We start from the raw sequence: 26,470 nt of genomic DNA, 5'->3' as shown, positions 1-26,470 counted from the left end.
ACTGGTAGACGAAACGCCGTACGGAGGGGTGCCCGCATGCCCAAGATCATCGACCACGACCAGCGTCGCAGCGACATCATCGACGTCACGTGGGACCTGATCACGAAGGGGGGCATCGAGGCGGCCACCATGCGCGAGATCGCGAACGCGGCGGGCTTCGCCAACGGCGCGCTCAAGCACTACTTCCCCGGCAAGGAAGACATCATCGAGGCGACGTACGAGCGCGCCCTGGCCATCGTGACCAGCTACGTCAAGCTCGACGGCCGCCGCGGGCTGGGCGCGCTGCGCGAGATGTGCGAGGCCGCGATGCCGATCGACGAGGAGCGCATCACGGCCGGCCGGGTGCTGCTGATCTTCTGGCAGACCTCGTTGACCAACCCCAAGCTGTACGACAAGTACCTGGAGCACCTGCGGGCCTGGCGCGGCATGCTGCACCGGCTGATCGAGGAGGGCCGCGCCGACGGCGACATCCACACCTCGATCCCCGACGAGCAGCTCGTGGACGAGCTCGTGCTGCTCAACGCAGGGGCCAACGTGATGAGCCTGGTCGGCCCGCAGTTCTCCACGGTCGAGCTGCAGAAGCGGCACCTGGAGTCGTTCTTCGACCGCATCTCCCGGCCCTGACCCGCGCGTTCCGGCCCGCGCCGCCACCTGGGCGGCGCGGGCCGCGTCGTGCTCAGACCGCTTCGGCCACGATGACGCGCGGGCTGCCCGGCAGGGCCAGCTTGTCCACCGGCTTCCAGGCGGCCTCGTCGAGCCAGGCGCGCACCTGCGACTCCTCGTAGACGACGGTCCCGTCGATCACCAGGTACTCCCCGGCGTGCAGCGCGTCGATGGCCCGCTGCTCGGCGTCGTCGTCGAGGAAGAAGTCGAGCAGCAGCAGCCGCGCCCCCGGCGCCGCCGCCGCGCGGGCGTTGCGCAGGATGGCCCGGTTCTGCTCGACGCCGAAGCGGTGGATGACGTGGTTGACCATGACCAGGTCGTACGGGCCGGCGGGCGTGGCCGTGTCGGTCGGGACGCCGGTCACCTCGGCCCGGTCGGCGAACCCGGCCTCGGCCACCTGCTGGGTGATGGAGTCGGCGAAGGTCGGGTCGTACACGAAGGAGGCCCGCAGCCCCGGGTTGGCGCGCAGGGCCTCGAAGGCGAAGGCGCTGGACAGGCCGCCCAGGTCCAGCAGGCTGCGGAAGCCGGTGAAGTCGAACGCGCCGCCCAGCATCCTGGCGTGCAGGCTGTTGTACGTCATCACCCCGGCCATGAACGTGCCCCACCGGTCGCCGGAGGTGTCCAGGACGCCCGGCTCGGTGGTGTCCACGGTCGTGTCGAACTGCAGCCAGTGGCCGTAGCTGATCTGGTTGAGGAACGTGAGGAACGGCCCGAGGTCGAGCTCGGACGACTTCCGCCCGGCCAGGTAGCCGACCGCGTCGGCGCCGAGGGCGTACCGGCCGTCTGTCCTGGTCAGCAGGCCGAGCCCGGTCATGCTGTCGGCCAGGATGCGGGCCATGCGGGGGGTGACGCCGGTGGCCGCCGCGATCTCCCCGGCGCTGCGCTCGCCGTCCGCGAGCGCCTCGAACAGCCCGATGCGGCTGGCCGCGAAGAGCTGCTTGGCGCCCATGTAACCGGTGGCGATGGCGACGATCGGATCCGGCGTGGGGGAAGGCGTGGACATGGTCAAGGCCCTGCCCTTTCTGTATTGTCTACGAATGTAGACGTTCACCATAGACCCTCTGTCTACGAACGTGGAATAACCGTTGACAGTAGGGGACCCCTCTGTCAACCTTTGTAGAACTATCTGGCTCGAACATGGCTTTTCGGCAGCTCAGTGTGGGTTTGCGTGCCCCACTTCGAGCACGGGACCGGTGCCTGGAATGGAGCTCTCGCGCATGTCGCTGCTCAACCTGACGGATCTGACCATCGGCGTCACCCGGGAGGACGCCGAGCCCCAGGAACTCGTCCACCGGCTCACCCTCGACGTCGCCTCCGGGCAGACGCTCTGCGTGGTGGGGGAGTCGGGCAGCGGCAAGACCGTGACGGCGCTGTCGATCATCCGCCTGCTGGAGTTCGTGGCCCCGGCCTACACCGAGGGCACGATCGAGGTCGGCGGCGTGGACGTCACGCGGCTGAGCGCCGAGGGCATGCGCGCCTACCGGGGCGCCCGGATCGGCATGATCTTCCAGGAGGCCCTGGACTCGCTCAACCCCGCCCAGCGCGTCGGCGCGCAGCTCATCGAGGCCTACCGGCCCGAGGGCGCGCTGCCCCGGCAGGCGCTGCGCCGGGGCAGCCGGCTGCGCCGCGAGGCCGAGGCCAAGGCCAAGAGCCTGCTCACCGAGGTCGGGCTGGCCGACACCGACCGGATCATGGCGCTCTATCCGCACCAGATGTCCGGCGGCATGCAGCAGCGCGTGATGATCGCCATGGCGCTGATGTCCGACCCCGACGTCCTCATCGCCGACGAGCCGACCACCGCCCTCGACGTGACGACGCAGGCCGAGATCCTGGCGCTGTTCCGTCGCGTGCAGCGTGAGCATCGGACCGCCTGCGTGTTCATCACCCATGACATGGGCGTCGCCGCCGAGATCGCCGACCGGATCGCCGTCATGTACCGGGGCAGGCTGGTGGAGGTCGGCGACAAGATGGACATCCTCCGCAAGCCTACGCATCCGTACACCAAGGCGCTGCTGGAATGCGTGCCACAGCTGGGTGTCAGCCGCCGTACCGGATTCCCGACGATCTCGGAGACCAGGCTGCGGGCCGCCACCGAGGCCGCCACCGGGAGCTCCGGCGGGACGGTGACCGAGACTCCGGCGCTCGGCGACGAGCCGGCGCCGGTGACCGGCACCCCGCCCCTGGTCGTCGAGGACGTCACCAAGGTCTACCGGACCGGCCGCCGGGCGAGCGTGCGCGCGGTCGGCGGCGTCTCGCTGGAGATCGCCCCCGGCGAGTTCTTCGGCCTGGTCGGCGAGTCCGGCTCGGGCAAGACGACGCTCGGCCGCATGGTCAGCGCCCTGGAACGGCCGACCTCGGGCAGCATCTCCTTCGGCGAGCACCGCATCACCGAAGCGGGGCTGCGCGGCGACGAGCGCGCCTTCCGCCGCGCCACCCAGCTGATCTTCCAGGACCCGCAGAGCTCGCTCGACCCCCGGCACACCGTGGCCCGCATCATCGCCGAGCCGCTGCGCGAGCTGACCCCGCTGCGCGGCGCGGACCTCGACCGGCGGGTGGCCGAGCTGATCGACGAGGTCGGCCTGCCCGCCGACTGCGCCCGCAAGCTGCCCTCGCAACTGTCCGGCGGCATGCGCCAGCGCGTGTCCATCGCGCGCGCGGTCGCCGCCGAGCCGAAGCTCATCGTCGCCGACGAGCCCACCTCCGCCCTCGACGTCTCCGTCCAGGGCCAGGTCATGAACCTCCTCCTGCAGCTGCGCCGCTCGCACGGCATCAGCTTCCTGTTCATCACGCACAACCTCAGCCTGGTGCTGTCGGTGGCCGACCGCGTCGGCGTGATGTACAAGGGCGACCTCGTCGAGGTCGGCGCCCCGGAAACCATCGCCTCCTCCTCCACCCACGAGTACACGCGCCGGCTCCTGGCCGCGAACCCCGACTTGTCGGCATACGTGGGATAGCCCCGGGCCGACCTTCTCCTTCTGTCCCCCCTTTGAGAGCAAGAGCGAGAACCCACCATGAACGTGCTCAAGAGCCTGAGGGCCGGGCTCGTCTCCGCCGCCGCGGCGAGCGCCCTGCTGCTGTCCGGCTGCGCGGGCGGCGCGACGTCGTCCTCCTCGTCCTCCTCCGCCGACGCCGGCACCCCCGTACGCGGCGGCGACCTCGTGGTCGCGGTGCCGACCGACCCGCAGTCGCTGGACATGGTCGCCAACCCCGGCCAGGTCACCGCCCACATCGGCAACATGCTGTACGAGAAGCTCTTCGAGGTCGACAAGACCTTCGCGGCGAGGCCGATGCTGGTCGACACCTACCAGCGCAGCGACGACCGGCTCTCCTACACCTTCGAGCTGCGCGCCGGTGTCACGTTCCAGGACGGCGCCCCGCTCACCGCCGCCGACGTGGTCGCCAGCCTGGAGCGCTGGCTGAAGAGCCACGTCACCGGCCAGCAGGTCGCCGCCGACGTCAAGAGCCTCAAGGCCACCGGCGACCGCACGGTCACGCTGGAGCTGAAGAAGCCGCGTTACCCGCTGATCGACGAGCTGGCCAGCCCAGGCGCGGAGATCTACGAGGCGAAGAACCTCAAGGACGTGCCGGCCACCGGCTTCGCCAAGGAGGGCGCGGTCGGCACCGGGCCGTACAAGCTGAAGAGCTGGGACATCGGGCAGCAGGTCGTGCTGGAACGTTACGACGGCTACAAGTCGCGCGCCGAGGAGGACTGGGGCGGCCAGGCCGGCGCCAAGCACGCCTACCTCGACACGGTCACCTACAAGGTCGTCGCCGACCAGGACGCCGTGGTCAACGGCCTGCAGACCGGCCAGTGGGCGCACGCCATGCCGGGCGACGACCAGTACACCCCGCTGAAGAACAACCCCGCCGTGGTCGTGTCGAACCTGGCCGGGGCCAACCAGAACGTGCTGATCCCCAACTTCAACAAGGGCTCCAAGTTCTCCGACGTGCGCGCCCGGCAGGCGCTCAACCTGCTGATGGACAAGCCCGCGCTGAACGCCGCCACCGGCGGCGGCCCCGACCTCACCGTCGAGGTGGGCGCGCTGGTCTCGCAGGACAACAAGGGCCTGTACTCCACCGCCGGCGACGACGTCTACCGGCAGCACGACCCGAACCGGGCCAAGGAGCTGTTCGCGCAGGCCGGCGTCAACGCCGGTGACACCGTCCGGATCCTGACCTCCAGCAGCTACCCGCAGTTCAGCCAGTGGGCGGTGCTGCTGCAGGACCAGCTCTCCAAGATCGGCATCAAGACGAAGATCGACACTTACGACTTCCCGACGATGCTCGGCACGATCACCAAGGACCCCGGCGGCTGGGACGTCACCACCCTGTTCTTCAACGCCGCGCTCACCTCGCCCTCGCAGATGCCCGCGCTGACCCTCGGGGCGTTCAACGGCTCCGGCTCGCCCGAGATGGCCAAGCTGATCGAGGACTACAACGCCGCGACCTCCCCCGAGACCGCCAGGACGCTCATGGACCAGCTCCAGGCGTTCGTGTGGCAGCAGCTCCCGGTCATCACGATCAGCCAGTCGAAGCTGTACGCCGCCTACTCGCCCAAGCTCAAGGGGTACGACACGTTCTACCGCGTGTTCTGGAACTCCTGGCTGCGGAAGTGAGGGGGGAACATGGCGGGACTCCTGCTCCGGCGGCTGCGTGACCTGGTCGTCATCCTGCTGATCGTGGGCACGATGATGTTCTTCGTCATCCGCCTGATCCCGGGCGACCCGGCCATCGCCATCCTCGGCCCGACGGCCAGGCCGCAGGACGTCGAGGCGCTGCGGCAGAGCATGGGCCTGACGGGCTCGCTGTGGGAGCAGTACCTGAGCTGGCTCGGCAACGTGGCGGGCGGCGACTTCGGCTCGTCGATCACCTACCACGCGCCGGTGGCAGGGGTGGTGGCCGAGCACTTCGTCCCGACGCTGACCCTGGCGGTGATCAGCACCGTCCTCAGCTTCGTCGTCGCGGTGCTGGTCACCTCGTGGAACGCGGTCTCGCCGCGCAACCCCGTGGCCCGCGCGCTCAACCTGCTCTCCTCGCTCGGCATGGCGATCCCCGACTTCTGGATCGCGCTGATCCTGGTGCTGGTGTTCGCCGTGTCGCTGCGCTGGTTCCCCTCCAGCGGGTACGCCGACCTCTTCGCCGATCCGGTCGCCGGGGTGCCGATGCTGGTGCTGCCGGTGGTGTGCCTGGTCATCGGGCAGTCGGCGCTGTTCACGCTGACCCTGCGGGAGAGCGTGCTCGGCGAGCTGCCGCAGACGTACCTGCGCACCGCCCGGGTCAAGGGCCTGTCGGAGCGGCAGGTCATGCTCCGGCACGTGCTGCCGAACGCGCTCATGCCGCTGATCACCCAGCTCGGCAGCAACTTCGCGATGATGGTCGGCGGCATCGTGATCATCGAGTCGATCTTCGTCATCCCCGGGCTGGGCTCGTTGCTCATGGGCGCGGTCTCGACCCGGGACTTCCCGCTCGTCCAGGGCGTGACGCTGTTCGTCGCGCTGATGTTCGTGGTTGTCAACCTGGTCGTCGACCTGTCCTACGCCCTCCTCGACCCCAAGGTGCGTGTTTCGTGACTTCCGAGGCCGTCGCCGGGCGCGTCGGGACGGCCGGGCGGCCCTCCGCGGCCTCCCGCGCCTGGCGCCGCAACCGGGTGCTGATCACCGCCACCGCGCTGCTCGTCCTGGTCGTGCTGGCCGTCGTGCTGCTGCCGGTGTTCCTGCCGGACGCGAACGCGACCGACCCGGTGCACCGGCTGCTGCCGCCCTCGGCCGACCACCTGCTCGGCACCGACTCCTACGGCCGGGACGTGCTGAGCCGCCTGGTCTCCGGCGGCCGGGCCTCGCTCGGCCTCTCGGCGCTCATCACGCTCTGCGCGGCGTTCACCGGCATGGTGATCGGCCTGGTCAGCGGCTTCTACCGGACCGTGGACGCGATCGTCATGCGGATCATGGACGCCTGGATGTCGTTCCCGGCGATCATCCTGGCCATGGCGCTGGCCATCGGGCTCGGCGCCAGCATCTGGACCGAGCTGATCGCGCTGACGGTCATCTTCACGCCGTTCACGGCCCGGGTGATCCGCAGCCGGGTGCTCGGCGTGGCGGCGCGGCAGTACATCGGGGCGGCGCGGGTGTCCGGCATGCGGCCGGCGAAGATCCTGTTCGTGCACGTGCTGCCCAACGTGCTGCCGCTGGCGCTGGTGCAGGTCGTGATCCTGTCGGCCTCGGCGATGCTGGTGGACGGCGCGATGAGCTTCCTCGGGCTGGGCATCGCGCCGCCCACGCCGACGTGGGGAAACATGATCGCCGAGGGGCGGTCGTACCTGACGCAGGCGCCGTGGCTGATCGTGCTGCCGGGTGCGGCGATCATGTTCTGCGTGCTGCTGCTGAACCTCATCGGGTCGAGCATGCGCAACGTGGTGGACGCGCGGGCCCGGTCGATGAGCGAGCTGCAGAAGCTGCGCACCCGCCGTCCGGCACGGTGACGGCGGGCGCGCGAGGGGGCTCCCGGCGATCGCCGCCGGGCGCCCCCTCGCCCGCGTCAGAAGCTCCCGGCCCGGCACGTCGCAGGTCAGGGGGTCCAGACGCCGTCGGCGCGCACGTCGCGGTCCAGCCACAGGTCGGCCAGGGCCGCGCGCACCTGCGGGCCGTGCTCGCGCCACAGCCGCAACGCGCCCAGGTTGTCCTCCAGCTGGGCCATCCGGCTCACCCCGAACAGCACGTTGGCCACCGCCGGATGCTCCAGGCAGAACACGATCGCGACCTGGGCGGGCGTCGCGCCGAACTCGCCCGCGACCCGGGCGACGGCGTCCGCGGCCTGCCTGACGGCCTCCCGGATGCCGCCGGGGTCCGCGCCGATCTTCCGTTCGGGGAACTTCCTGCCCACCAGGATGCCGCCCTCGAAGACGTCGCTGGCCTGCAGCGCCAGCGCCCCGGAGGCGAAGTGCCGGCCGTAGAAGCCGCCCTCGGCCATCGAACGCCGGGCGATGCTGTACTTGAGCTGGGCGAAGCTCGGCGGCGTGAGGCCCTCCTCGGCGGCGAAGCTCAGCGCGAGGTCGACGTCCTCGGCGATCCAGTTGTTGACGCCCCAGCTCGTGAAGCGGCCGGCCGCGATCTGCTCGGCGACGTCGGTCACGATCCGCCGGATGTCGGGCCGCTGCAGGTAGTCGCCGACCACGACGGTCTCGGCGCTCTCGACGCCGACGCGGTCGAAGCTGACGTCGAGCTGCTCGCGGAAGCCCGTGCGCGGGTACTCCCACAGCCACAGCTTGCCGCAGAGCTGCCAGTCGTCCCGGCTCGCGCCCGCCTCGCGCACCGCCCGGCCGAAGATGAGGTCCGTACGGGCCTGCTCGGCGTGCGGGCCCATGTTGTAGTGGGCGACGTCGAAGAGGGTCACCCCGGCGTCGAGTGCCGCCCTGATCAGGGCCACCGCGTCGCCGAACTCCATGCGGTCCCAGGTGTTCCAGGAGCCCAGCCCGAACAGGGACGTCGTCGTGCCGCCCGGTCCGAGGCGCCGTGCCGGAACCCGCTGTGTGTCGCTCACGTCGATCCACTCCCTGCCGGATGAAGCCTTTTTTGTCTACGCTTGTATAATAATAAACCCAGGACGCCCGCGCAGCCCCGTCTGCGAAGGCCCGCACCGAACAGGAACCCCCACATGAGCGAACCTGTCGTTCCCAGGACCGTCCTCGTCACCGGCGGCGCGAGCGGCATCGGCCGCGGCGTCGCCGAAGCCTTCGCCGCGGCGGGCGATCGGGTCGTCATCGCCGACCTCGACGAGGCGCGGGCCAGGACGGTCGCCGCCGAGCTCGGCGCCCACCACGTCCAGGTGGACGTCGGGGACGCCGCCTCCGTCGAGTCCGCCGTCGAGGCCGTCGCCGCCGAGCACGGCGACATCGGCGTGCTGGTGAACAACGCCGGGCACACCGCGGGCGGCGGCCCCCTCATCGGGCTCGACGTGGACGTCTTCGACGCCTGCGCCCGGGTCAACTTCCGCGGCACGTTCCTGATGACCCGGGCCGTCGGGGCGCACATGGTGGAGCGGGGAGTGCGCGGCTGCATGGTCAACATCTCCTCCATCGGCGCCCGCCAGCCCACGCCCGGCCTCGGCCACTACGAGGCCACCAAGGCCGCCATCGACGCCCTGACCCGCTCGGCCGGCATCGAGCTGGCCCCCCACGGCATCCGCGTGAACGGCGTCGCCCCCGGGCCGGTGCTCACCCCGATGACGGCCATGTTCGCCACCGACGACGCGGCCAGGAAGGCGTGGGAGGCCCGGATCCCGCTGGGCTCGATCGCCCAGGTGGCCGACATCGTCCCCGCCGTGCTCTTCCTGGCCTCCGACGGCGCCCGCCACATCACCGGCGTCAGCCTCCAGGTGGACGGCGGCCAGCTCCTGGCCTGACCGGCCACCGGCGGGGCCGGGCCGCCACCCGGCCCCGCCGGTCGGTCCAGGGACACCCGTCTCAGTCCAGGGACACCCCGTCACGCAGGTGGACGATCCGGCCCGCGGTCACGGTGGCGTCGACCGCGACCTGCGGCAGGTCCGCCGGCGCGACCTCCAGGGGGTCGCGGTCCAGCACGCAGAAGTCGGCGGCCTTGCCCCACTCCAGCGACCCCTTCCACGCCTCCGCGCCGTCCTGGACGGCGGGCGTCGTGGTGTAGCAGCGCAGCAGGCGGGCCATCAGCCGGGGGCGCGGCGCCCGCTCGCCCAGCAGCCCGCACGCCGCCGCCACCTGCGCCCGCCAGTCGGGCGTGGTCACCGGCCCGTCGCTGCTCAGGGTGAACGTCACCCCGCTGTCCAGCAGCTCCTGCAGCGGCCAGGCCGTCCCGGCGACTTCCGGGCCGAGCGCGCCGGCCACCCAGTCGGCGGTGGCCGCCGCGATTACCGGCTGCGTGGTGAGGCCCATGCCGAGCCCCGCCATGCGGGCGATCTGGGCGGGGTTCACCAGGTCGCCGTGGATGACGTAGTGCCGCCTCGCGGCCCCGCGCTCGCCCGCCAGCTCGGCCACGGTGTCCACGAACGCGTCGATGGACCGGTCGCCGGTGGCGTGCACGCCGACCTGGAGGCCCGCCCGGTGCGCCAGCCGGATCATGGTGCGCAGGTTGTGCTCGCGCGCGGCGTCGTCGGCCCCCGCCACCAGCAGCGATCCGTGGCCGCCCGAGGTGTAGCGGTGGCAGGTCCAGGCCGAGCCCATGGGCGGGATGCCGTCGGCGAAGATCTTGAGCCCGGTCACGTTGAGCCAGGCGGGGTCGGTGCGGGGGAGGGGCGTGTCGAGGCCGGCGGCGACGTCCTCCAGGGTGCTGGGGCCGTCGAGGGTGCCGAACAGCCGCAGCGCGGTCACCCGTGCCCGCAGCTCGCCCTCCTTCGCCAGCGTCGCGTAGGTGTCCAGGACGGCCTGCGAGAAGCAGCCGGTCTCGCCGTCGTCCTCGCCGGGGCCGAGGCCGGGCTCGGTGTAGCTGGTGATGCCGAGCGAGGCGCAGATCCGCCCGGCGCGCAGGATGGCGGCCCGCCTGGACTCCTCGTCGGCCAGCAGCCGGCCCTGGTGGGCGGACAGGCCGTTCTCGCTGATCAGCGTGTCCGGCCAGACCGCTCCCAGCCAGGCGGCGTGCAGGTGCGAGTCGTTGATGCCGGGCAGGACCGTCCGGCCGGCCAGGGAGAGCACCCGGGTGCCGGGGCCGGCGTGCGCCAGGGCCTCCTCGTCCGTGCCGACCGCCACCAGGCGGCCGGCGCGCGCCGCCAGGCCGCTCGCCCGCCCGTCGCGGGCGTCGAAGGTGAGCACGTTGCCGCCGACCGCCACGAGGTCCGCGTACTCGTCCGCTGACACCGGGTTCCTCCTGAGGGGCTGTAATTGTTTGTCAACGAGTGTAGATTAACCACACTTAACGGTCGAAAGCCACGAAGGTGACCATGCCTACGAGAACCGCCGCCGCCGTCCTCACCGAGCACGGCAAGCCCCTCAGCCTTCAGGACGTACCGCTGCCCGACGCCGTCGAGCCCGGCGCCGCCCTGGTGCGCATCACGTGCACCACCCTGTGCGGCACCGACGTGCACCTGTGGGCCGGCCAGATGACGTTCCCCGGGATGCTGCCGATGATCCTCGGCCACGAGATGGTCGGCGAGGTCGTCGAGGCCGGGCCGGGCACCACCGACGCCCTCGGCCGCCGGATCGGCGCGGGCGACCGCATCGGCTGGTCGGAGTCCACCTGCGGCCACTGCTACGGCTGCGCCGTGCTGCGCCAGCCGGTCGCCTGCGCCAACCGCGGCTACGGCTTCACGCAGCGCGCCGACCGCCCCCCGTACGCCACGGGCGGCCTGGTCGAGTACTGCTACGTGACCCCGGGCGCGGCCAAGCTGCTGCTGCCCGCCGACGTCAAGGACACCTGGGCCTCGATGTCGGGCTGCGCGGCCAAGACCGTGCTGCGCGCCGTGGACCGGGCCGGCGGCATCAGGACCGGCTCGACCGTGGTGGTGCAGGGCGCGGGCGCGCTCGGCATCTTCGCCACGGCCGTCGCCAGGATCGCCGGCGCGGGCACCGTCATCACCGTCGGCGGCCCGGACGACCGGCTGGCCGCCGCCCGGCGCTTCGGCGCCGACGCGACCGTCTCGACCGACCTCGGCAAGGACGAGCGCGTCGCCCGGATCAGGGAGCTGGCCGGGGAGCGCGGCGCGGACTACGTGTTCGACCTGGCCGGAGCGCCCACCGTGGCCGAGGAGGCGGTCGCGGTGGCCGCCCAGCGCGGCACCGTGGTGATCGTCGGCTCCACCGGCTTCGAGCTCGCGCCCGTGCCGCTCGGCGCGGTCATGGGCAAGGAGCTGACCGTCGTCGGCTCGCTCAACGGCGACATCGCCGACTACCACCGCTCGATCGAGTTCTTCCGGACCTTCGCCGCCCGCATGCCGTGGGACGAGCTGTTCAGCGAGCCCGTCGGCCTGGCGCGGGCCACCGCCTGCGTCGAGTCGATGTCCAGGCTCGGTGAGATCAAGGCCGTCGTCGACCCCCGCCTGCCCTAGGAGACCTGCCGTGCAGACCATCCCGCGCCGCCGCATCGGCCGCACCGGACCGGAGACGGGCGTGCTCGCGCTCGGCTCCTGGCACACCTACGACCGCATGGACTTCCACGACGCGGTCGCCATGATCCGCGAGGCCGTGGACCACGGCATCGACCTGTTCGACGTCGGCGTCTACGGCTTTCCCGGCATGCCGCCCGTGTTCACCGACGTGATCTTCTCGGCCCTGGTGCGCGCGGCCGGCCTGCGCCGCGAGGACTACCTGCTCTCCTCCAAGCTGTGGCTGGAGGGCTACCCGGAGCACAGCCTGCGCGACCAGTTGCTCAACGCCCTGTTCCGGGCCGGCGCCGACCACGCCGACCTCGTGGTGCTGGGCGACCTGCGGCACGACGGCGTGGACCTGCACCGGCTCGTCCTCGACCTGGCCGGCCTGGCGAAGGAGGGGCTGATCCGGAGCTGGGGCGTCAACAACTGGTCGGCGTCGAACGTGCAGACGCTCATCGACGCCGCCGCCGGCGAGGGCGTCGAGGGCCCGGCCATCGCGCAACTGAAGTACAGCGTCTCGCGCCGCTCGATCCCCGACGGCGCGCCGTTCGCCCGCATCTTCGCCCAGGGCGTCACGCTGCAGTCCTCCGACGTGCTGGAGGGCGGCGTGCTGCTGGGCAAGGGCGTGGACCGGCAGGTCGGCCGCGACCCCGGCGGCATCAGGGAGCGCATCGCGGCCTCGGCGGCCGAGCTGGCCGCGATCGCCGCCGACCTGGACGCCACCCCGGCGCAGGTGTGCGTGGCCTTCACGCTCACCCACCCGGCCAACACCACCACCCTGTTCGGCGCGACCAGCCTGGACCAGCTGCGCGACAACCTGGCGGCCGTGGACCTGGTCGGACGGGTCGGCGCCGAGGAGCTGCGGGCGCTGGTGGCGCCGCTGTGGGCCGACCGGGACGCCGTCGATCCGGAGGGCCCGTGAGCACGCCGCCGAGCAGGGGGTACGAGGGTTTCGGCGGCACGGCCCGCGAGCTGGCCTCGCAGTCCACGCCCTGGTGGCCGCGGCCGCGGCGGGCGCGTCCCGGGGCGCCCAACGTGGTGGTCGTGCTGGTGGACGACCTGGGGTTCAGCGACCTGTCGCCGTTCGGCTCGGAGATCGACACGCCGCACGTGCAGGCGCTGGCCGAGTCGGGCTACCGGTTCACCAACTACCACAGCACCCCGCTCTGCTCGCCCTCCAGGGCCGCCCTGATGACCGGGCTCAACCCGCACCGGGCCGGGTTCGCGATGGTGGCCCACGTGGACCCGGGCTATCCCGGCTACCGGATGGAGATCCCGCAGGAGGTGCCCACGCTGGCCGAGTCGTTCCGGGCCGGCGGGTACGCGACGTTCATGGTCGGCAAGTGGCACCTGACCATCGAGTCCAAGCTGCACGACGGCGCCGACAAGAGCTCCTGGCCGCTCCAGCGCGGCTTCGACCGCTACTACGGCTCCATGGACGGCTTCACGTCCCTGTTCCACCCGCACCGCTTGATCAGCGACAACGGCCCGATCCCCGACGAGGGCTTCCCGGACGACTTCTACCTGACCGACGCCCTCACCGACCGCGCCATCGGCATGATCAACGGCCTGCGCGCCAACGACGCCGACAAGCCGTTCTTCCTCTACTTCGCCCACCAGGCCGTGCACGGCCCGGTGCAGGCCAAGCCGGCCGACGTCGCCAAGTACCGCGGCCGCTACGACGCGGGCTGGGCCGGGATCCGCGAGGAACGCTTCGCCCGCCAGCTCCGCGACGGCCTCTTCCCCGAGGGCACCCGGCCGTCCGACCCGGACCTGGCGCCGTGGGAGGAGCGCACCGAGCTGTACGCCCGCCACATGGAGGTCTACGCCGCCGCCGTGGACGCCGTGGACCAGAGCCTCGGCCGGCTGGTCGAGCACCTCAAGCGCATCGGCGAGTACGACAACACCGTCATCGTCGTCACCAGCGACAACGGCGCGACCGCCGAGGGCGGCCCTGAGGGCACCCGCAGCTACCTCAGCCGCTTCGTGCACCTGGCCGGCCTGCCCGACGACTGGTGCCACGACGTGCCGCGCGACCTCGACCTCGTCGGCGGCCCCCAGGTCCACGGCCACTACCCGCGCGGCTGGGGGAACGTCTCCAACACCCCGTTCCGCCTGTACAAGGGCCACGCCTACGCGGGCGGCATCCACGTGCCGTTCGTGTTGTCGTGGCCGGCCGGGCTGCCCAGGCAGGCCGGCGACCCGGGCGTGCGCGACCAGTACGCCTACGTCACCGACGTCGCGCCCACCCTTCTCACGCTGGCCGGCCTGGAGCATCCCGAGGACGTGGACGGCGTGCCGTTCGACCACTTCCTGCGCGAGCGCGACCGGCCGAGCCGGCACCGCTCGCAGTACGTCGAGAGCGGCGGGCAGCGCGGCTACTTCGAGGACAACTACAAGCTCATCGCCCCGCACCTGCCCGGCACGCCGTTCACCGACGACGGCTGGGAGCTGTACGACATCGCCCGCGACCCGGCCGAGACCACCGACCTGGCCGCCGAGCAGCCGGAACGGGTGGCCGACCTGGCCGCGAAGTGGCGGGCGGCGGCCTGGCTCAACACGGTCTTCCCGCTGGCCGACACGCCGGACATGCTCGACACCCGGCCGCCGGCCGAGCTGGCCCTGTCGGAGCCGGTCACGATCCACCCGGGCACCCCGGTGCTGGAGCGGTTCCGGTCGAGCAGGCTCACCTCCATGCGGTCGTTCACGATCGAGGCGTGGCTGGAGCGGCGGCCGGACGACGAGGGCGTGATCGTGGCCCACGGCGACCAGGGCGGCGGCTACGTCCTGTACGTCGAGGACGGCGAGCTGCGGCTGACGTACAACGCCTACGGCGTGCCGGTGCGGGCGGCCGGCCCGATCCCGGCGCAGGGGCCGGTGACCGTCACGGCCCGCTTCACGGCGCTGCCGGAGGTGCGCTGGGACATCGAGGTGCTGGTGGACGACAAGCCGGTGCTGGCCGTCGAGGGGGTCCCGCAGCTGCTCGGCATGGCCCCCTTCACCGGCATCAGCGTCGGCTTCGACTACGGCGGCCCGGTGGACTGGGAGCTGCACGAGCGCCGGGGCGTGTTCCGCCACCGGCGCGGCCTGGACCGGGTGCGGTACGTCCCGGGGGAGAAGGCGCCCTACAACCCGGAGATCATCGCGCTGGCCGAGGACCTGGCGCAGCGCGCGATCGAATGACGGGTCACAGGTGGTAGGCGTACTCGCCGAACTCCCAGTCGGTGACGTGCCGCTGGAAGCGGGCGACCTCGTCGCGCTTGTAGGCCAGGAAGGCGGCGGTGAAGTCCTTGCCGAGCAGCTCGGTGAGCTCGCCGTCGGCCTCCAGGGCGTCCAGGGCCTCGGGCAGGGTCATCGGCAGCACGGGGGCCTTGGAGGCGTCGTAGCCGTACCCGACGAGCGGCGCGGGCGGCTCCTCGGCCGCCCGCACCCCCAGCAGCGCGGCGGCCGCGGTCCCGGCGACCAGCAGGTACGGGTTGGCGCTGGCGTCACCGAGCCGCAGCTCGAAGCGGGCGCCCGCGCCGCGCTCCGGCGGGACGCGGAGCATCGCGCTGCGGTTGTCGAGCCCCCAGTCGACGAGCCAGGGGGCCAGCGTGTCGGGGCCGAACCGCTTGTAGGAGTTGACCGTCGGGTTGGCCAGCGCCGCCAGCGCGGGGGCGTGGGCCAGCACGCCCGCGATCGCGTGCCGCGCGGTGGCCGACAGCCCGTACGGCGCGGCCGGGTCGTCGAAGGCGTTGCCGCCGTCCTCGCCCAGGCACGACAGGTGCAGGTGGAACCCCGACCCGCCCTCGTCGTTGAACGGCTTGGCCATGAACGTCGCCAGCCTGCCCTCCACCCGCGCCAGCTCCTTGACCGCGGCCTTGAACCAGAAGGCCCGGTCGGCCGCGTCGAGCGCCTCGGAGTGCCGCAGGTTGATCTCGAACTGGCCGCTGCTGAACTCGTGGTTGCCCGCCGTCACGCCGAGGCCGAGGTCGCGCAGGTGCCGCAGCGTGCGGGTGAGGTGGCCGTCGGGGTCGCCGCGGCGGCCGGCGGTGTAGACGTTGCCGGTGGCCTCGGCGTAGCGCTGCCAGCCGCCCGCGGGGGCCGGGTCGCACAGGAAGTACTCCAGCTCGGGCCCGACGACCGGGCGCAGGCCCTGCTCGGCGCACCGGGCCAGCACGGCGCGCAGCAGGTCGCGGGGCGACTCGGGGGCCGGTGCGCCGGTGGCCGGGTCGACGACGTCGCCGTGGCACCAGGCCACGCCGGGCTCCCACGGCAGCGGCGCGAGCGTGGCCAGATCGGGAATGACGGCGATGTCGGGCAGCCCCGCGTCCAGGCCGCCGCTGATGTCGGCGGTGCCGCCGCGCGGGGTGGAGTGGTAGACGGCGCGGCAGAAGGCGAGGCCGTGACCGAGGGCGTCGGGCAGCGCCTCCAGCAGGACGTCGCGGGCGCGGTCGGTCCCGGTCAGGTCGGGGTAGGTCACGCGGACCACGTCGACGCCCCGCTCGGTCAGGCGGTCGATGTGCTGCTGCACCGGTCTCTCCTAGGGTCGTTTGACGCCAAACGTAACGGGCCCGTATTGACCGCCGCAAGAGCTGTTGACCGATCGGCCTCGATGTTCATATTTTATTTGGAACCAAACGAGTTTCAGGAGGACCACCTTGGCCGGCGTCCGCGGCTACTTCCACCCCAAGACGGCCACGGGCCGCTCGTCCCTCGTCCCGGAGCCGCCGTGGCACTACTCCGGCGACCTGCTCACGATCGAGTACCGCACCGACCCCGACCGGGTGCGTGAGCTGCTGCCCGAGCCGCTGGAGCTCGCCGCCGAGGACCCGGGCGCGGTCGCGCTCATCTGGGCCGACTGGCAGTCCTGCGCCGCCTCCGGCGAGGAGCTGCTGGACCCGGTGCGCTCGCAGTACAAGGAGGCGTTCGCCGTCGTCCGGTGCTCCTACCGGGGGCGGACCTACTCCAGGTGCGTCTACATCTGGGTGGACAAGGACTTCGCCGTCGCCAGGGGGCTGCACCAGGGCTATCCGAAGAAGCTGGGGTCGATCCACCAGACCAGGCCGCACCCGTACGGCCCCGCGCCGCGCATCGAGGCGGGCGCCCGGTTCGGCGCGACGCTGGCCGCCGCCGACCGCCGTCTGGCCCAGGCCGTGGTGACCCTGCGCGAGCCGTCGCCGCACAACGGGTTCGTCAACGGCCACCCCATGGCCCACCACCGCTGGTTGCCCGCCATTGGCAAGGGCGGCGGGCTGGCGCTCGACGAGCTGGTCGAGTCCGGCGCCGCCGCCTTCGAGGCCGGCCAGGCGTGGGCGGGCGACGCCGAGCTGGAGCTGTTCGACGCCCCCACCGAGGAGCTGTCCCGGCTGGCCGTCCGCGAGCCCATCGGCGCCTACTTCCGCCAGGTCGGCGTGGTGTGGGACGGCGGCACGCTGCTGGAATCCGGTACCTCCGGCGCGCACTAGCCCCTTGAGATTGGAAGCACCCGACATGTCCGAACAGATCACCGTCGCCGGGGTCACCGTCGACACCCGCCACTGGATCGGCGGCCGGCGCGTCGCCTCCGCGCGCACGTTCACCGACCTCTCGCCCATCGACGGCGCCGCGCTCGGCGAGATCGCCCGCGGCGGCCCCGACGAGGTGCACGCCGCCGTCACCGCCGCCCAGGACGCCTTCCCCGGCTGGGCCGCCACCCCACGCGCGGGCCGGGCCGCCGTGCTGCGGGCCATCGCCGACGGCGTCGAGAAGCGGCTGGAGGAGCTGGCCGCCGTCGAGACCCGCGACAACGGCGCCCTGCTGCGCTCGCACCGCCGCGGCGTCATGCCCCGCGTGGCGCACAACTTCCGCTTCTTCGCCGACTGGCTGGAGGGCCTCGGCCACGACGACTTCGACACCCGCGGCCACGCTAACCACGTCTCCTGGGACCCGGCCGGACCCTGCGCCCTGATCACGCCGTGGAACGCGCCGCTCATGCTGGCCACCTGGAAGATCGCCCCCGCGCTCGCCGCCGGGAACACGGTGGTGCTCAAGCCCGCCGAGTGGTCGCCGCTCACCGCCTCCCTGCTGGCCGACGTCGCCGCCGCGGCCGGGCTGCCGGACGGTGTGCTCAACGTCGTCCAGGGGCTCGGCGAGGAGGCCGGGCAGGCCCTGGTCGAGCACCACGGCGTGCGCCGCGTCAGCTTCACCGGCTCGGTGCCGACCGCGCGGCGCATCGCCCGCTCGGCCGCCGCCAACCTCACCCCGCTCAGCCTGGAGCTGGGCGGCAAGTCGCCGCTGCTGGTCTTCGCCGACGCCGACCTCGACCTCGCCGTGGACCTGGCCGTCGAGCAGTACGACAACGCCGGGCAGGTCTGCCTGGCCGCCACCCGGCTGCTGGTCGAGGCGCCGATCGCCGAGGAGTTCGTCCGGCGTCTCACCGAACGGGCCGCGGCCCTGGTCCAGGGCGACCCGCGGGACGAGGCCACCGACGTCGGCCCCAACATCCACCCGCGCCAGGTGGAGAAGATCGACGGGTTCGTCCGGCGGGCCCTCGCGGCCGGGGCGCGCGCCGTCATCGGCGGCGAGCGCGGCGACGGCCTGTACTACCGGCCCACCCTGCTCACCGACGTGGCCCAGGACAGCGAGATCGTCCAGGAGGAGGTCTTCGGCCCGGTGCTCACGCTGCAGACGTTCGAGACCGAGGAGGAGGCCGTCCGGCTGGCCAACGACACCCGCTTCGGCCTGGCCGCCACCGTCGCGACCGGCGACCGCGAGCGCGCCCGCCGGGTCACCGAACGGCTGGTGGCGGGCACGGTGTGGGTCAACTGCTTCTTCGTGCGCGACCTGCGCGCGCCCTTCGGCGGCTCCCGCGAGTCCGGCGTCGGCCGCGAGGGCGGCACCTGGAGCTTCGACTTCTACTGCGACCTGAAGAACACCGTCACCGCGCCGAAGGGCTGGAACGACCATGGGTGAGATCGTCGGTGCGGGCCTGCTGGCGCACGTCCCCACCATCGTGCTGCCCGAGCCCACCCGGCTGGAGCTGAACGAGGGCAAGGAGATCACCCTCGTCACCGGCCTGCGCGAGCTGCGCCGGGACGTCTTCGAGCGCGACGACTACGACACCGTCGTGGTGCTGGACTCCCACTGGGCCACCACGGTCGAGTTCGTGGTCACCGCCCAGGCGCGCCGGGCCGGGCTGTACACCTCCGAGGAGCTGCCGCGCGGCATGTGCCGGATGCCGTACGACTTCCCCGGCGACCCCGAGCTGGCCCGCAACGTGGCCTCCTTCGCGGGCCGGCACGGCACCTGGATCACCCCCATCGACGACGAGTACCTGCCGATCTACTACGCCACCACCAACCTGTGGAAGTACCTCGGCGAGGGCCTGCCCGGCAAACGCTGGGTGAGCATCGGCGTCTGCCAGACCGGCGACATGGAGGACCACCTGCGGCTCGGCCGCGCGCTGGCCGACGGCGTCGCGGCCACCGACCGCCGGGTGCTGGTGATCGCCTCCGGCGCGCTGTCGCACACGTTCTGGCCGCTGCGCGAGCTGCGCGACCACGAGTCCAGCGACCCGCGGCACGTCTTCACCCCAGAGGCCCGCGCCGCCGACCTGCGGCGCATCGAATGGTTCCGCCAGGGCCGGCACGACGAGGTCCTGCGCACGATGCCGGAGTTCCGGACGCACAAGCCCGAGGCCCGCTTCCACCACTACGTCATGCTGGCCGGCGCCCTCGGCGAGGAGCGCTGCACGGCCCCCGCCCGCCAGTACGGCGAGTACGAGAACTCCGTCGGCACCGGCCAGGCCCTGCTCTGGTTCGACCGCCCGTCCGGCGGCTGGACCGCACCCCGACAGGAGAACGCCCATGCCTGAGTACCGCCGCGTCCTGCTGGACGGCGCCGTCACCGAGACCGTCCGCGACGGGGACGAGCTCGTCGCCGCGGACGGCCGCCGGATCAGCGCCGACGAGGCCGCGCACCTGCCGCCGGTCGTCCCCACGAAGATCATCGCGGTGCACCTGAACCACCGCAGCCGGGTCGAGGAGTTCCGGACCCGGCTGCCGGACGCGCCGACCTACTTCCACAAGCCCACCTCCTCGCTCAACTCCCACCGGGGCGCGGTCGTGCGGCCCAAGGGCTGCAAGTGGCTCAACTACGAGGGCGAGATCGCCATCGTCATCGGCCGGACCTGCCGCAACATCGCCCCCTCCGAGGCCGGCGCGCACATCGCGGGCTACACCGTGGCCAACGACTTCGGGCTGCACGACTTCCGCGACACCGACGCCGGCTCGATGCTGCGCGTCAAGGGCTCCGACACGCTCTGCCCGCTCGGCCCCGGCCTGGTGACCGGCTGGGACTTCCGCGGCAAACGCCTGCGCACGTACGTCAACGGCGAGGTCGTCCAGGACGGCAACACCGACGAGATGACGTGGGACATGCACTACCTGGTCGCCGACATCGCCCGGACGATCACCCTCTTCCCCGGCGACGTGCTGCTGTCGGGCACCCCGGCCGGCTCGCGGCCCGTCCGGCCGGGGGACGTGGTCGAGGTCGAGGCCGAAGGGCTCGGCCGGCTGACCAACCACGTCGTGACCGGGCCGGTGCCGATCCGCTCCGACGTCGGCGCGCAGCCGACGGAGTCGGAGGAGGTGCGCTCGACCGCCCTCGGCGGCGACTGGGAGTTCCGCGGCATCCGCCCGCCGCGACGGTCGTGAGGCTCACAGGGGGTGGCTGAGGATGCGGCGGCCCTCGTCGCGGAAGCCGCGCTTGCCGTAGTAGGCGAACAGGTGGCTCACGTCGGCGCCGTTCGGGGCGATCACGATCTCCAGGGCCGTACAGCCCTGGGCGGCGGCCCACCGGCGGCTGTCCTCGATCAGCCGCTCCGCCTCGCCCCGCCGCCGCGCCTCCGGCGCGACGAACAGGTCCTCCAGCTCGGCGTACAGCCCCTGCTCCAGCCCGAACGTGGTCGTGGTGATGCCGAACGCGACCAGCCGGCCCTCGCCGTCGCCCTCGCCCTCGCTCACCGCGACCCGGACGCCGGGCGCGGCGATCAGCCTGGCGAGGTTGGCCTTCAGCGTCTGCGCCGGGGTGGTGAAGCCGTCCTCGGCGTAGAAGGCGACGGCGAGGTCGTGGAGTGCGGGCAGGTCGTCAGGGACGGCGGCGCGGATCATGACAGCCATGATGCCCCGCCTGGCGGACGAGCGCGTCGAACAGGGCCTGCTGGGCCGGATCGCGATGGGCGGTGTCCTCGGGATGCCACTGCACGGCGGCGAACCAGCCGGGCGCGCCGTCGAGCTCAAGGGCCTCCACCGTGCCGTCGGCGGCGTGCGCGGCGGGGGACAGCCCGTCGCCGAGCCGCTCGACCCGCTGGTGGTGGAAGCAGGACGCCTCCACCTTCGCCGTCCCGGCCACGCGTTCCAGCAGGGTGCCGGGGAGCAGCGACACCGGGTGCACGACGTGCCGGTGGCCGCCCTCGGGGCCGCCCATGTCCTGCTCCAGCGTGCCGCCGAGGGCCACGTTGACGACCTGGAGGCCGCGGCAGATCGCCAGCGTGGGCAGCCCGGCGGCCAGGGCGTGGCGGGCCAGGGCCAGGTCGAAGGCGTCCTGGTCGTCGTCCACGTCGTAGACGTCCTGGTGGGTGTCGGGGGCGCCGTAGCGGTGGGGGGCCACGTCGCCGCCGCCGGGCAGGAGCAGGCCGTCGAACCTGGCCATCCGGGCCGCCACGCCGTCCGCGCCGTCGGTGGCCGCCGGGTGGATCGTGGCCGGTTCGCCGCCCGCCCGCCACACGGCCTCCACCAGGGCGCGGGCGCTCACCTCGGCGGCGTGGCGCAGGGCCGAGGCGGTGGCGGAGAAGCGGGCGGGGATGGCGATCAGGGGTCTCACAGCTGGATCCAGGTGGTCTTGAGCTCGGTGTACTTCTCCAGCGCGTGCGCCGACTTGTCGCGGCCGTTGCCCGACTGCCGCATGCCGCCGAAGGGCACGGTCAGGTCGCCCTCCTCGTAGCAGTTGACCCAGACGGTGCCCGCCCTCAGCGCGCGGGCGACGCGGTGCGCGGTGCCCAGGTCGGAGGTCCACAGGCCGGCCGCGAGGCCGTACTCGGTGTCGTTGGCCAGGCGGACGGCCCCATCGACGTCGTCGAAGGCCAGCACGGACAGCACCGGGCCGAAGATCTCCTCCCTGGCCAGCCGGGAGCCCGGGTCCACCCGGTCGAAGACGGTGGGTTCGAGGTAGGCGCCGCCGGTGCCGGCCAGGATCCGGCCGCCGCCCGTACGCAGCCGCGCGCCCTCGGCGAGACCGGCCTCGACGTGGCCGCGCACCCGTTCCAGGTGGGCCTCGCCGACCAGGGCGCCCATCTCCGTGGCCGGGTCGAGCGGGTCGCCGACGCGCAGCGCGCGGGCGCGGGCGACCACGGCCTCCGTCACCTGATCGGCGACCGACCGGTGAACCAGCAGGCGGGACGGCGCGGTGCACATCTCGCCCTGGTTGAAGAAGATGCCCCAGGCGGCGGTGGCCGCGGCGGCCGCCAGGTCGGGGGCGTCGGGAAGGACGATGTTGGGCGACTTGCCGCCCAGCTCCAGCCACACGCGCTTGAGGTTGGAGTCGGCCGAGTAACGCAGGAAGTGCCGTCCGACGGCGGTGGAGCCGGTGAAGGCCAGCACGTCCACGCCGGGGTGCAGGCCGAGCGCCCGCCCGGCGGTGGGGCCGTCGCCGGAGACCACGTTGAGCACGCCCGGCGGCAGCCCCGCCTCGGTGGCCAGCCGTCCCAGCTCCAGGGCCGACAGCGGCGACAGCTCCGACGGCTTCAGCACGACCGTGCACCCCGCGGCCAGGGCGGGGGCCACCTTCCACGAGGCCAGCGTGAGCGGGAAGTTCCACGGCACGACCGCGCCGACGACCCCGGCGGGCTCGCGGGTGACCAGGGCGAGGGCGTCGGCGGGCACGTGCGGGGCCTCGTCGGCCAGTTTGCCGGCCAGCTCGCCGTACCAGCGGAAGGTGGTGATCGCGGCGCGCAGCTCGATGTCGTGCGCGTCGGTGATCGGCTTGCCCATCTCCAGGCTGACGAGCAGCGCCAGGTGCTCGCGCCGCTCCTCGATCAGGGACGCCAGCCGCACCAGGGCCCGCCCGCGCTCGGCGGGCGCCATCCGCGGCCACGGCCCGGAGTCGAACGCCCGCCGCGCCGCCGACACCGCGAGCCCGACCTCCGCCTCGCCGCCGTCGGCCACCTCGGCCAGCACCCGGCCGTCGCGCGGCGAGCGCACCGTGAAGGACGCGCCGCCGGGCTCGTCTGCGCCGTCGATGTGGTGCGCGGACGGGGGCGTGACCGCTGCGGCCCGGCTCAGCCATTCCTCGTGGGTCACGACGTGCCCCGCTCGTCGTCGGTCAACTGTTGTTCGGTGGCGAACGTCTGGTCGAGCGTCGGCAGGTCGCCGTTGACCGGCATCGTCGGCCCTTCTGTCGCGGACGGGTGCTCCGAAAATGTACGGTCCCAAACGATTGGCCGTCAATGGCCTGCCGCCGCGTGCGGGGAACCGGGCCCGGTGGCCCGCTCGTTGGCCGGTCGTCACTCCGAGTCCGTGGAGGATCCTTGTTACGACTCGTCTGCCTCGTGCTCGCCGCCGCCCTGACCGCCGCCTCGGCCGCCGCCCTGGCCGCCGGCTGCACCGTCGCCGGCATCGGTCCGCCGGCCGCGCCGGAGGAGACCGAAGAGGTCATCGACGACGAGCCCGACGGCGGGTCCGACGCCGCGGCGCAGGACGAGTCCGCCCGCATCGCCGTCTGCGTGGACACCGGCACGCAGACCAGGGCCGACTACCGCCCGTGCGAGGACGAGCGCCGTGGCTACGCCTGGTACTTCTACGCCGGCGACGCCACCGTCCCCGCGGTGGGCAAGCGGGCCGACGGCGGGCCCGGTCAAGGGCTTCGTCGAGGCGGGCGGGCAGGTCACCGTCGACGCCGCGCACCACGACCGGGCCGTCGGCGCCTGGCGGACCATCCCCGACCTCGGCCGCAGCTCCGACGGCGTGACCCCGCTCCCGGTGACCGCCCCGCGGGTCACCCCCGGCGGGGACGGTCCGCGGCTGGAGTACACGATGACGCTGTTCACGGCCGGTGAGGTCAAGGTCTCGGCGCTGCTGTCGCCGCGCAACAACGTCTTGCCGTCGGACGGGCTCAGCTACGCCGTCTCCATCGACGACCAGCCGCCCCGGACGGTGAACGTCACGGCCGTGACCGGCGCGAACGACACGACCATGAACCGCCAGTGGGAGCGCAACACGTCCGACAACGTCAACGAGAGCACGACCGTGCACACGGTCACGGCTCCGGGCAGGCACGTGCTGAAGTTCTGGATGGTGGACCCGACCGTCGTCCTGCAGCGGCTCGTGGTGGACACCGGCGGGCGCCTGCCTAGCTACCTGGGGCCGCCGGAGAGCCGGCGGGCGTTGTGGACGACCTTCGGCGGCCGGCCGCCGAACAGCTCGCTGACCGTGACGAACCGGTAGCCGCGGGCGGACAGGCCCTTCAGCACCCGCGGGATGGCCTTGACCGTGGTCGGGTGGATGTCGTGGAACAGGATGACGCTGCCGGGGCGGACCCGCTTGAGCGAGACGCGGGCCACCCTGGCGCTGTCGCGGTAGCGCCAGTCGAGGGTGTCCACGCTCCACAGGACCAGCGGCCGGTGCGCCAGCCGCCGCACGTCGCCGTCCGTCGCGCCGTACGGGGGCCGCACCAGGCCGGGCACGACGCCCGCGGCGGACTTCACGGCCTGGTCGGTGCGGGTGAGCTGGGACCTGATCGCGGCGGGCGACAGCCGGGTCAGGTCGGGGTGGGACCAGGTGTGGTTGCCCAGCTCGTGCCCCGCCTCGACCGTGCGCCGCACCACGTCGGGGTGGACGCCGACGTTCTGTCCGACGACGAAGAACGTGGCGTGGGCCCGGTACTTCGCCAGGTGGCGCAGCAGCGTCTCGGTGTAGGGGCCCGGGCCGTCGTCGAAGGTGAGCGCCACGCACTTGACCTTGCGGCAGTCGGGCTTGTCCGCCTCAGCGGGCTCGGCGGGTTTGGCGGGCCCCGTGGGCTCGGTGGGCTCGGCGGACGGCCCGGTCCGGTCCGGCCTGTGGCCGGGCTTGTGGTCCTGTTCGTGGTCCGCCTTGTGGCCGGGCTTCGGCGCGGGGGAGGCCGATGGCGCCGGGTGGGTGGGGGAGGGCGTGGGGCTGGCGGGGGTGGCCCCCGTGAGCGCGGTCGTGACGGCCAGTGTCGCCGCGGTCATCCCGATACCGGACAGGTACCGCTTCATGCCGCCGTTCATGACGTTCCCCCTCATGCACCGCCCCCGGTGCGTCATCCCCTGAGACCGGCCCAGAAGGACCGTTCCAGAGAGTTGGACACCAGATCGGCCCGCAAGGTTCGCAGGAGTGGTCATCGGCGGATGAAGGTTTCTCCCATGCTCATTGGGCAGAAGTGTCCGCACGTGACAGCACAGACCGTTCAATGAAGAAGTTGACGCCTTGTCAGGCACGGGAGGCATCGAGGATGCGGAACGGCCGGACCAGTACGACGCTCGCCCTCGCGGGGCTCCTGCTCGCCGGATGCGCCTCCGGCGGCGGCGGCGCCCAGCCGCCGGGCGGCCCGCGGCAGGCCGAGGGCCCGGTGGCCAAGCTCGCGATCACCCCGGCGGACGGCACCAAGAAGGTCGCCCCCGACACCGGGATCAGCGTGCGGGTCACCGGCGGCAAGGTCACCAAGGTGACCGTCGCCGACGCCAAGGGACGCCAGGTGACCGGCTCGACGGCGGCCGACGGCACCTGGCGGCCACGGTGGCCGCTGCGCCCGGCGACGTCGTACACGGTGAGCGCGCAGGCCACCGGCACCGACGGCAAGGCCGTCACCGGCCGGTCGTCCTTCACCACGCTCAAGCCCAGGCGGGCCCTGCAGAGCGGCATGTCGCCGCTGGACGGCGAGAAGGTCGGCGTCGGGATGCCGGTCCAGCTCCTGCTGTCCCACCCGGTCACCTCCAGGCAGGTCCGCGCGGCGGTCGAGCGCTCGCTGGTGGTGGAGATGTCCGAGCCGGTCGAGGGCGCGTGGAGCTGGGTGAGCGACCGCGAGGTGCAGTTCCGTCCGCGCGAGTACTGGCCGGTGGGGGAGAAGGTCAAGGTCGTCGCCCACCTGGCCGGGCTGCGCGCGGGCGAGGACCTGTGGGGGACCAGGGACCGCAGCCTGTCCTTCACCGTCGGCCCCCGGCACGTCACCAAGGTGGACGCCGACCGCCACCGGGCCGTCGTCACCGCGGACGGCAAGGTCGTCCGGACGATCCCCGTCAGCCTGGGAAAACCCGGCGACGACAGCTATTCCGGCACCATGATCGCCCAGGAGAAGGCCGCGGAGACCGTCATGGACTCGGCCACCATCGGGGAGCCGGGCGAGTACCGGATCAAGACCAAGTGGAACGTCCGGATGACCTACAGCGGCACCTTCTTCCACGCCGCGCCCTGGTCGACGGGCGCGCAGGGCAACTCCAACGTCAGCCACGGCTGCGTCAACGCCAGCCCCGCCGACGCCCGCTGGTTCTACGACTTCACCCAGCGCGGCGACGTCATCCAGGTCAAGGGCACCTCGCGCAAGCTGCGATTCGGCAACGGCCCGACCCCGTGGGCCAAGTCGTGGACGGAATGGCTTGCCGGCAGCGCCACGGGCAAACCCGTGACCGGCTAGTGGGCCGTCACGCAACCTTGGCCGGGTAACTGGTCCAGCTTCTGATCGGCGAACTGGCGGCGAAGTTCGTCTTGGGCTGGGCTCGGGCGTT

At 72.6% G+C, this 26,470-nt stretch carries 23 protein-coding genes; 15 read left to right on the top strand and 8 right to left on the bottom strand.

What is annotated here, in order from left to right:
- Nucleotides 1–36: 36 nt before the first annotated feature.
- A complete protein-coding gene (locus AB0J46_RS38310) occupies nt 37–624 on the top strand; it encodes a TetR/AcrR family transcriptional regulator (RefSeq protein WP_352352627.1) in 588 nt (195 codons plus the stop codon).
- Between the two features lie 52 nt (nt 625–676).
- On the opposite strand, the gene AB0J46_RS38305 is transcribed toward AB0J46_RS38310, so the two are convergent.
- Nucleotides 677–1,666, bottom strand: a complete 990-nt coding sequence (locus tag AB0J46_RS38305; RefSeq protein WP_364339362.1) for a methyltransferase — start codon at nt 1,664–1,666, stop codon at nt 677–679.
- Between the two features lie 214 nt (nt 1,667–1,880).
- On the opposite strand from AB0J46_RS38305, the gene AB0J46_RS38300 reads away from it, so the two are divergent.
- The 4 genes from AB0J46_RS38300 to AB0J46_RS38285 are packed head-to-tail and all read left to right on the top strand — an operon-like array spanning nt 1,881 to nt 7,141.
- Nucleotides 1,881–3,617, top strand: a complete 1,737-nt coding sequence (locus AB0J46_RS38300; RefSeq protein ID WP_364339360.1) for an ABC transporter ATP-binding protein — start codon at nt 1,881–1,883, stop codon at nt 3,615–3,617.
- A gap of 57 nt (nt 3,618–3,674) precedes the next feature.
- Complete coding sequence (locus AB0J46_RS38295) at nt 3,675–5,279, top strand: ABC transporter substrate-binding protein (protein WP_364339358.1); 1,605 nt, start codon at nt 3,675–3,677, stop codon at nt 5,277–5,279.
- Between the two features lie 9 nt (nt 5,280–5,288).
- Nucleotides 5,289–6,233, top strand: a complete 945-nt coding sequence (locus tag AB0J46_RS38290) for an ABC transporter permease (protein WP_358292405.1) — start codon at nt 5,289–5,291, stop codon at nt 6,231–6,233.
- Nucleotides 6,230–7,141, top strand: coding sequence for an ABC transporter permease (locus AB0J46_RS38285; protein WP_364339356.1), 912 nt, complete (start codon nt 6,230–6,232; stop codon nt 7,139–7,141). The genes AB0J46_RS38290 and AB0J46_RS38285 overlap by 4 nt, the downstream gene beginning before the upstream one ends.
- An 86-nt stretch (nt 7,142–7,227) precedes the next feature.
- Here AB0J46_RS38285 and AB0J46_RS38280 read toward each other — a convergent pair whose 3' ends face one another.
- Nucleotides 7,228–8,199 carry an aldo/keto reductase gene (locus AB0J46_RS38280; RefSeq protein WP_364339354.1) on the bottom strand — a complete coding sequence of 324 codons (972 nt, stop codon included), beginning with the start codon at nt 8,197–8,199 and terminating at the stop codon, nt 7,228–7,230.
- 114 nt (nt 8,200–8,313) lie between these two features.
- Here AB0J46_RS38280 and AB0J46_RS38275 point away from each other — a divergent pair, with 114 nt between their 5' ends.
- On the top strand, nt 8,314–9,060 hold the full coding sequence (locus AB0J46_RS38275) for an SDR family NAD(P)-dependent oxidoreductase (protein ID WP_364339352.1): 747 nt from the start codon (nt 8,314–8,316) through the stop codon (nt 9,058–9,060).
- 61 nt (nt 9,061–9,121) lie between these two features.
- On the opposite strand, the gene AB0J46_RS38270 is transcribed toward AB0J46_RS38275, so the two are convergent.
- The gene (locus AB0J46_RS38270; protein WP_364339350.1) at nt 9,122–10,483 is read right to left on the bottom strand and encodes an amidohydrolase family protein; all 1,362 of its coding nucleotides are present in this window, start codon (nt 10,481–10,483) and stop codon (nt 9,122–9,124) included.
- 83 nt (nt 10,484–10,566) lie between these two features.
- On the opposite strand from AB0J46_RS38270, the gene AB0J46_RS38265 reads away from it, so the two are divergent.
- From AB0J46_RS38265 to AB0J46_RS38255, 3 genes are read left to right on the top strand one after another with little or no spacing between them, the layout of a single operon-like run.
- A complete protein-coding gene (locus AB0J46_RS38265) occupies nt 10,567–11,670 on the top strand; it encodes a zinc-binding dehydrogenase (RefSeq protein WP_364339348.1) in 1,104 nt (367 codons plus the stop codon).
- A gap of 10 nt (nt 11,671–11,680) precedes the next feature.
- Nucleotides 11,681–12,634 (top strand): aldo/keto reductase, encoded by a 954-nt coding sequence (locus AB0J46_RS38260; RefSeq protein WP_364339346.1) that lies wholly within the window; start codon nt 11,681–11,683, stop codon nt 12,632–12,634.
- Nucleotides 12,631–14,895: an arylsulfatase gene (locus AB0J46_RS38255; RefSeq protein WP_364339344.1), complete on the top strand. Its 2,265-nt coding sequence runs from the start codon at nt 12,631–12,633 to the stop codon at nt 14,893–14,895. Before AB0J46_RS38260 ends, AB0J46_RS38255 begins: the two co-directional genes overlap by 4 nt.
- A gap of 4 nt (nt 14,896–14,899) precedes the next feature.
- Here AB0J46_RS38255 and AB0J46_RS38250 read toward each other — a convergent pair whose 3' ends face one another.
- Complete coding sequence (locus tag AB0J46_RS38250; RefSeq protein WP_364339343.1) at nt 14,900–16,225, bottom strand: glutamine synthetase family protein; 1,326 nt, start codon at nt 16,223–16,225, stop codon at nt 14,900–14,902.
- Between the two features lie 127 nt (nt 16,226–16,352).
- Between AB0J46_RS38250 and AB0J46_RS38245 the strand changes: the two genes are divergently transcribed.
- Genes AB0J46_RS38245 through AB0J46_RS38230 form a run of 4 tightly spaced genes read left to right on the top strand, consistent with a single transcriptional unit; the run spans nt 16,353 to nt 20,387 of the window.
- Complete coding sequence (locus AB0J46_RS38245; protein ID WP_364339341.1) at nt 16,353–17,159, top strand: acetoacetate decarboxylase family protein; 807 nt, start codon at nt 16,353–16,355, stop codon at nt 17,157–17,159.
- A gap of 25 nt (nt 17,160–17,184) precedes the next feature.
- Nucleotides 17,185–18,645, top strand: coding sequence for an aldehyde dehydrogenase (locus tag AB0J46_RS38240; protein WP_364339339.1), 1,461 nt, complete (start codon nt 17,185–17,187; stop codon nt 18,643–18,645).
- The gene (locus AB0J46_RS38235) at nt 18,638–19,546 is read left to right on the top strand and encodes a 3,4-dihydroxyphenylacetate 2,3-dioxygenase (protein ID WP_364339337.1); all 909 of its coding nucleotides are present in this window, start codon (nt 18,638–18,640) and stop codon (nt 19,544–19,546) included. Before AB0J46_RS38240 ends, AB0J46_RS38235 begins: the two co-directional genes overlap by 8 nt.
- Complete coding sequence (locus AB0J46_RS38230) at nt 19,539–20,387, top strand: fumarylacetoacetate hydrolase family protein (RefSeq protein WP_364339334.1); 849 nt, start codon at nt 19,539–19,541, stop codon at nt 20,385–20,387. Before AB0J46_RS38235 ends, AB0J46_RS38230 begins: the two co-directional genes overlap by 8 nt.
- 3 nt (nt 20,388–20,390) lie before the next feature.
- Here AB0J46_RS38230 and AB0J46_RS38225 read toward each other — a convergent pair whose 3' ends face one another.
- From AB0J46_RS38225 to AB0J46_RS38215, 3 genes are read right to left on the bottom strand one after another with little or no spacing between them, the layout of a single operon-like run.
- On the bottom strand, nt 20,391–20,843 hold the full coding sequence (locus AB0J46_RS38225) for a GNAT family N-acetyltransferase (RefSeq protein WP_364339332.1): 453 nt from the start codon (nt 20,841–20,843) through the stop codon (nt 20,391–20,393).
- A complete protein-coding gene (locus AB0J46_RS38220) occupies nt 20,821–21,555 on the bottom strand; it encodes a gamma-glutamyl-gamma-aminobutyrate hydrolase family protein (protein ID WP_364339330.1) in 735 nt (244 codons plus the stop codon). Before AB0J46_RS38220 ends, AB0J46_RS38225 begins: the two co-directional genes overlap by 23 nt.
- Nucleotides 21,552–23,030 carry an aldehyde dehydrogenase gene (locus tag AB0J46_RS38215; RefSeq protein WP_364339328.1) on the bottom strand — a complete coding sequence of 493 codons (1,479 nt, stop codon included), beginning with the start codon at nt 23,028–23,030 and terminating at the stop codon, nt 21,552–21,554. Before AB0J46_RS38215 ends, AB0J46_RS38220 begins: the two co-directional genes overlap by 4 nt.
- 477 nt (nt 23,031–23,507) lie before the next feature.
- On the opposite strand from AB0J46_RS38215, the gene AB0J46_RS38210 reads away from it, so the two are divergent.
- Entirely contained in the window at nt 23,508–24,173 is a 666-nt protein-coding gene (locus tag AB0J46_RS38210; protein WP_364339326.1) for a hypothetical protein, read from the top strand.
- On the opposite strand, the gene AB0J46_RS38205 is transcribed toward AB0J46_RS38210, so the two are convergent.
- A complete protein-coding gene (locus tag AB0J46_RS38205; protein WP_364339323.1) occupies nt 24,083–24,976 on the bottom strand; it encodes a polysaccharide deacetylase family protein in 894 nt (297 codons plus the stop codon). The two genes, AB0J46_RS38210 and AB0J46_RS38205, sit on opposite strands and share 91 nt — an antisense overlap.
- 224 nt (nt 24,977–25,200) lie before the next feature.
- Here AB0J46_RS38205 and AB0J46_RS38200 point away from each other — a divergent pair, with 224 nt between their 5' ends.
- Nucleotides 25,201–26,379, top strand: a complete 1,179-nt coding sequence (locus AB0J46_RS38200; RefSeq protein WP_364339321.1) for an Ig-like domain-containing protein — start codon at nt 25,201–25,203, stop codon at nt 26,377–26,379.
- Nucleotides 26,380–26,470: the final 91 nt, after the last annotated feature.

It is taken from the genome of Nonomuraea sp. NPDC049758 (assembly GCF_040674635.1).
In the GTDB taxonomy this organism is placed as follows: domain Bacteria; phylum Actinomycetota; class Actinomycetes; order Streptosporangiales; family Streptosporangiaceae; genus Nonomuraea.
This window is presented reverse-complemented; position numbering and strand designations above follow the sequence as displayed.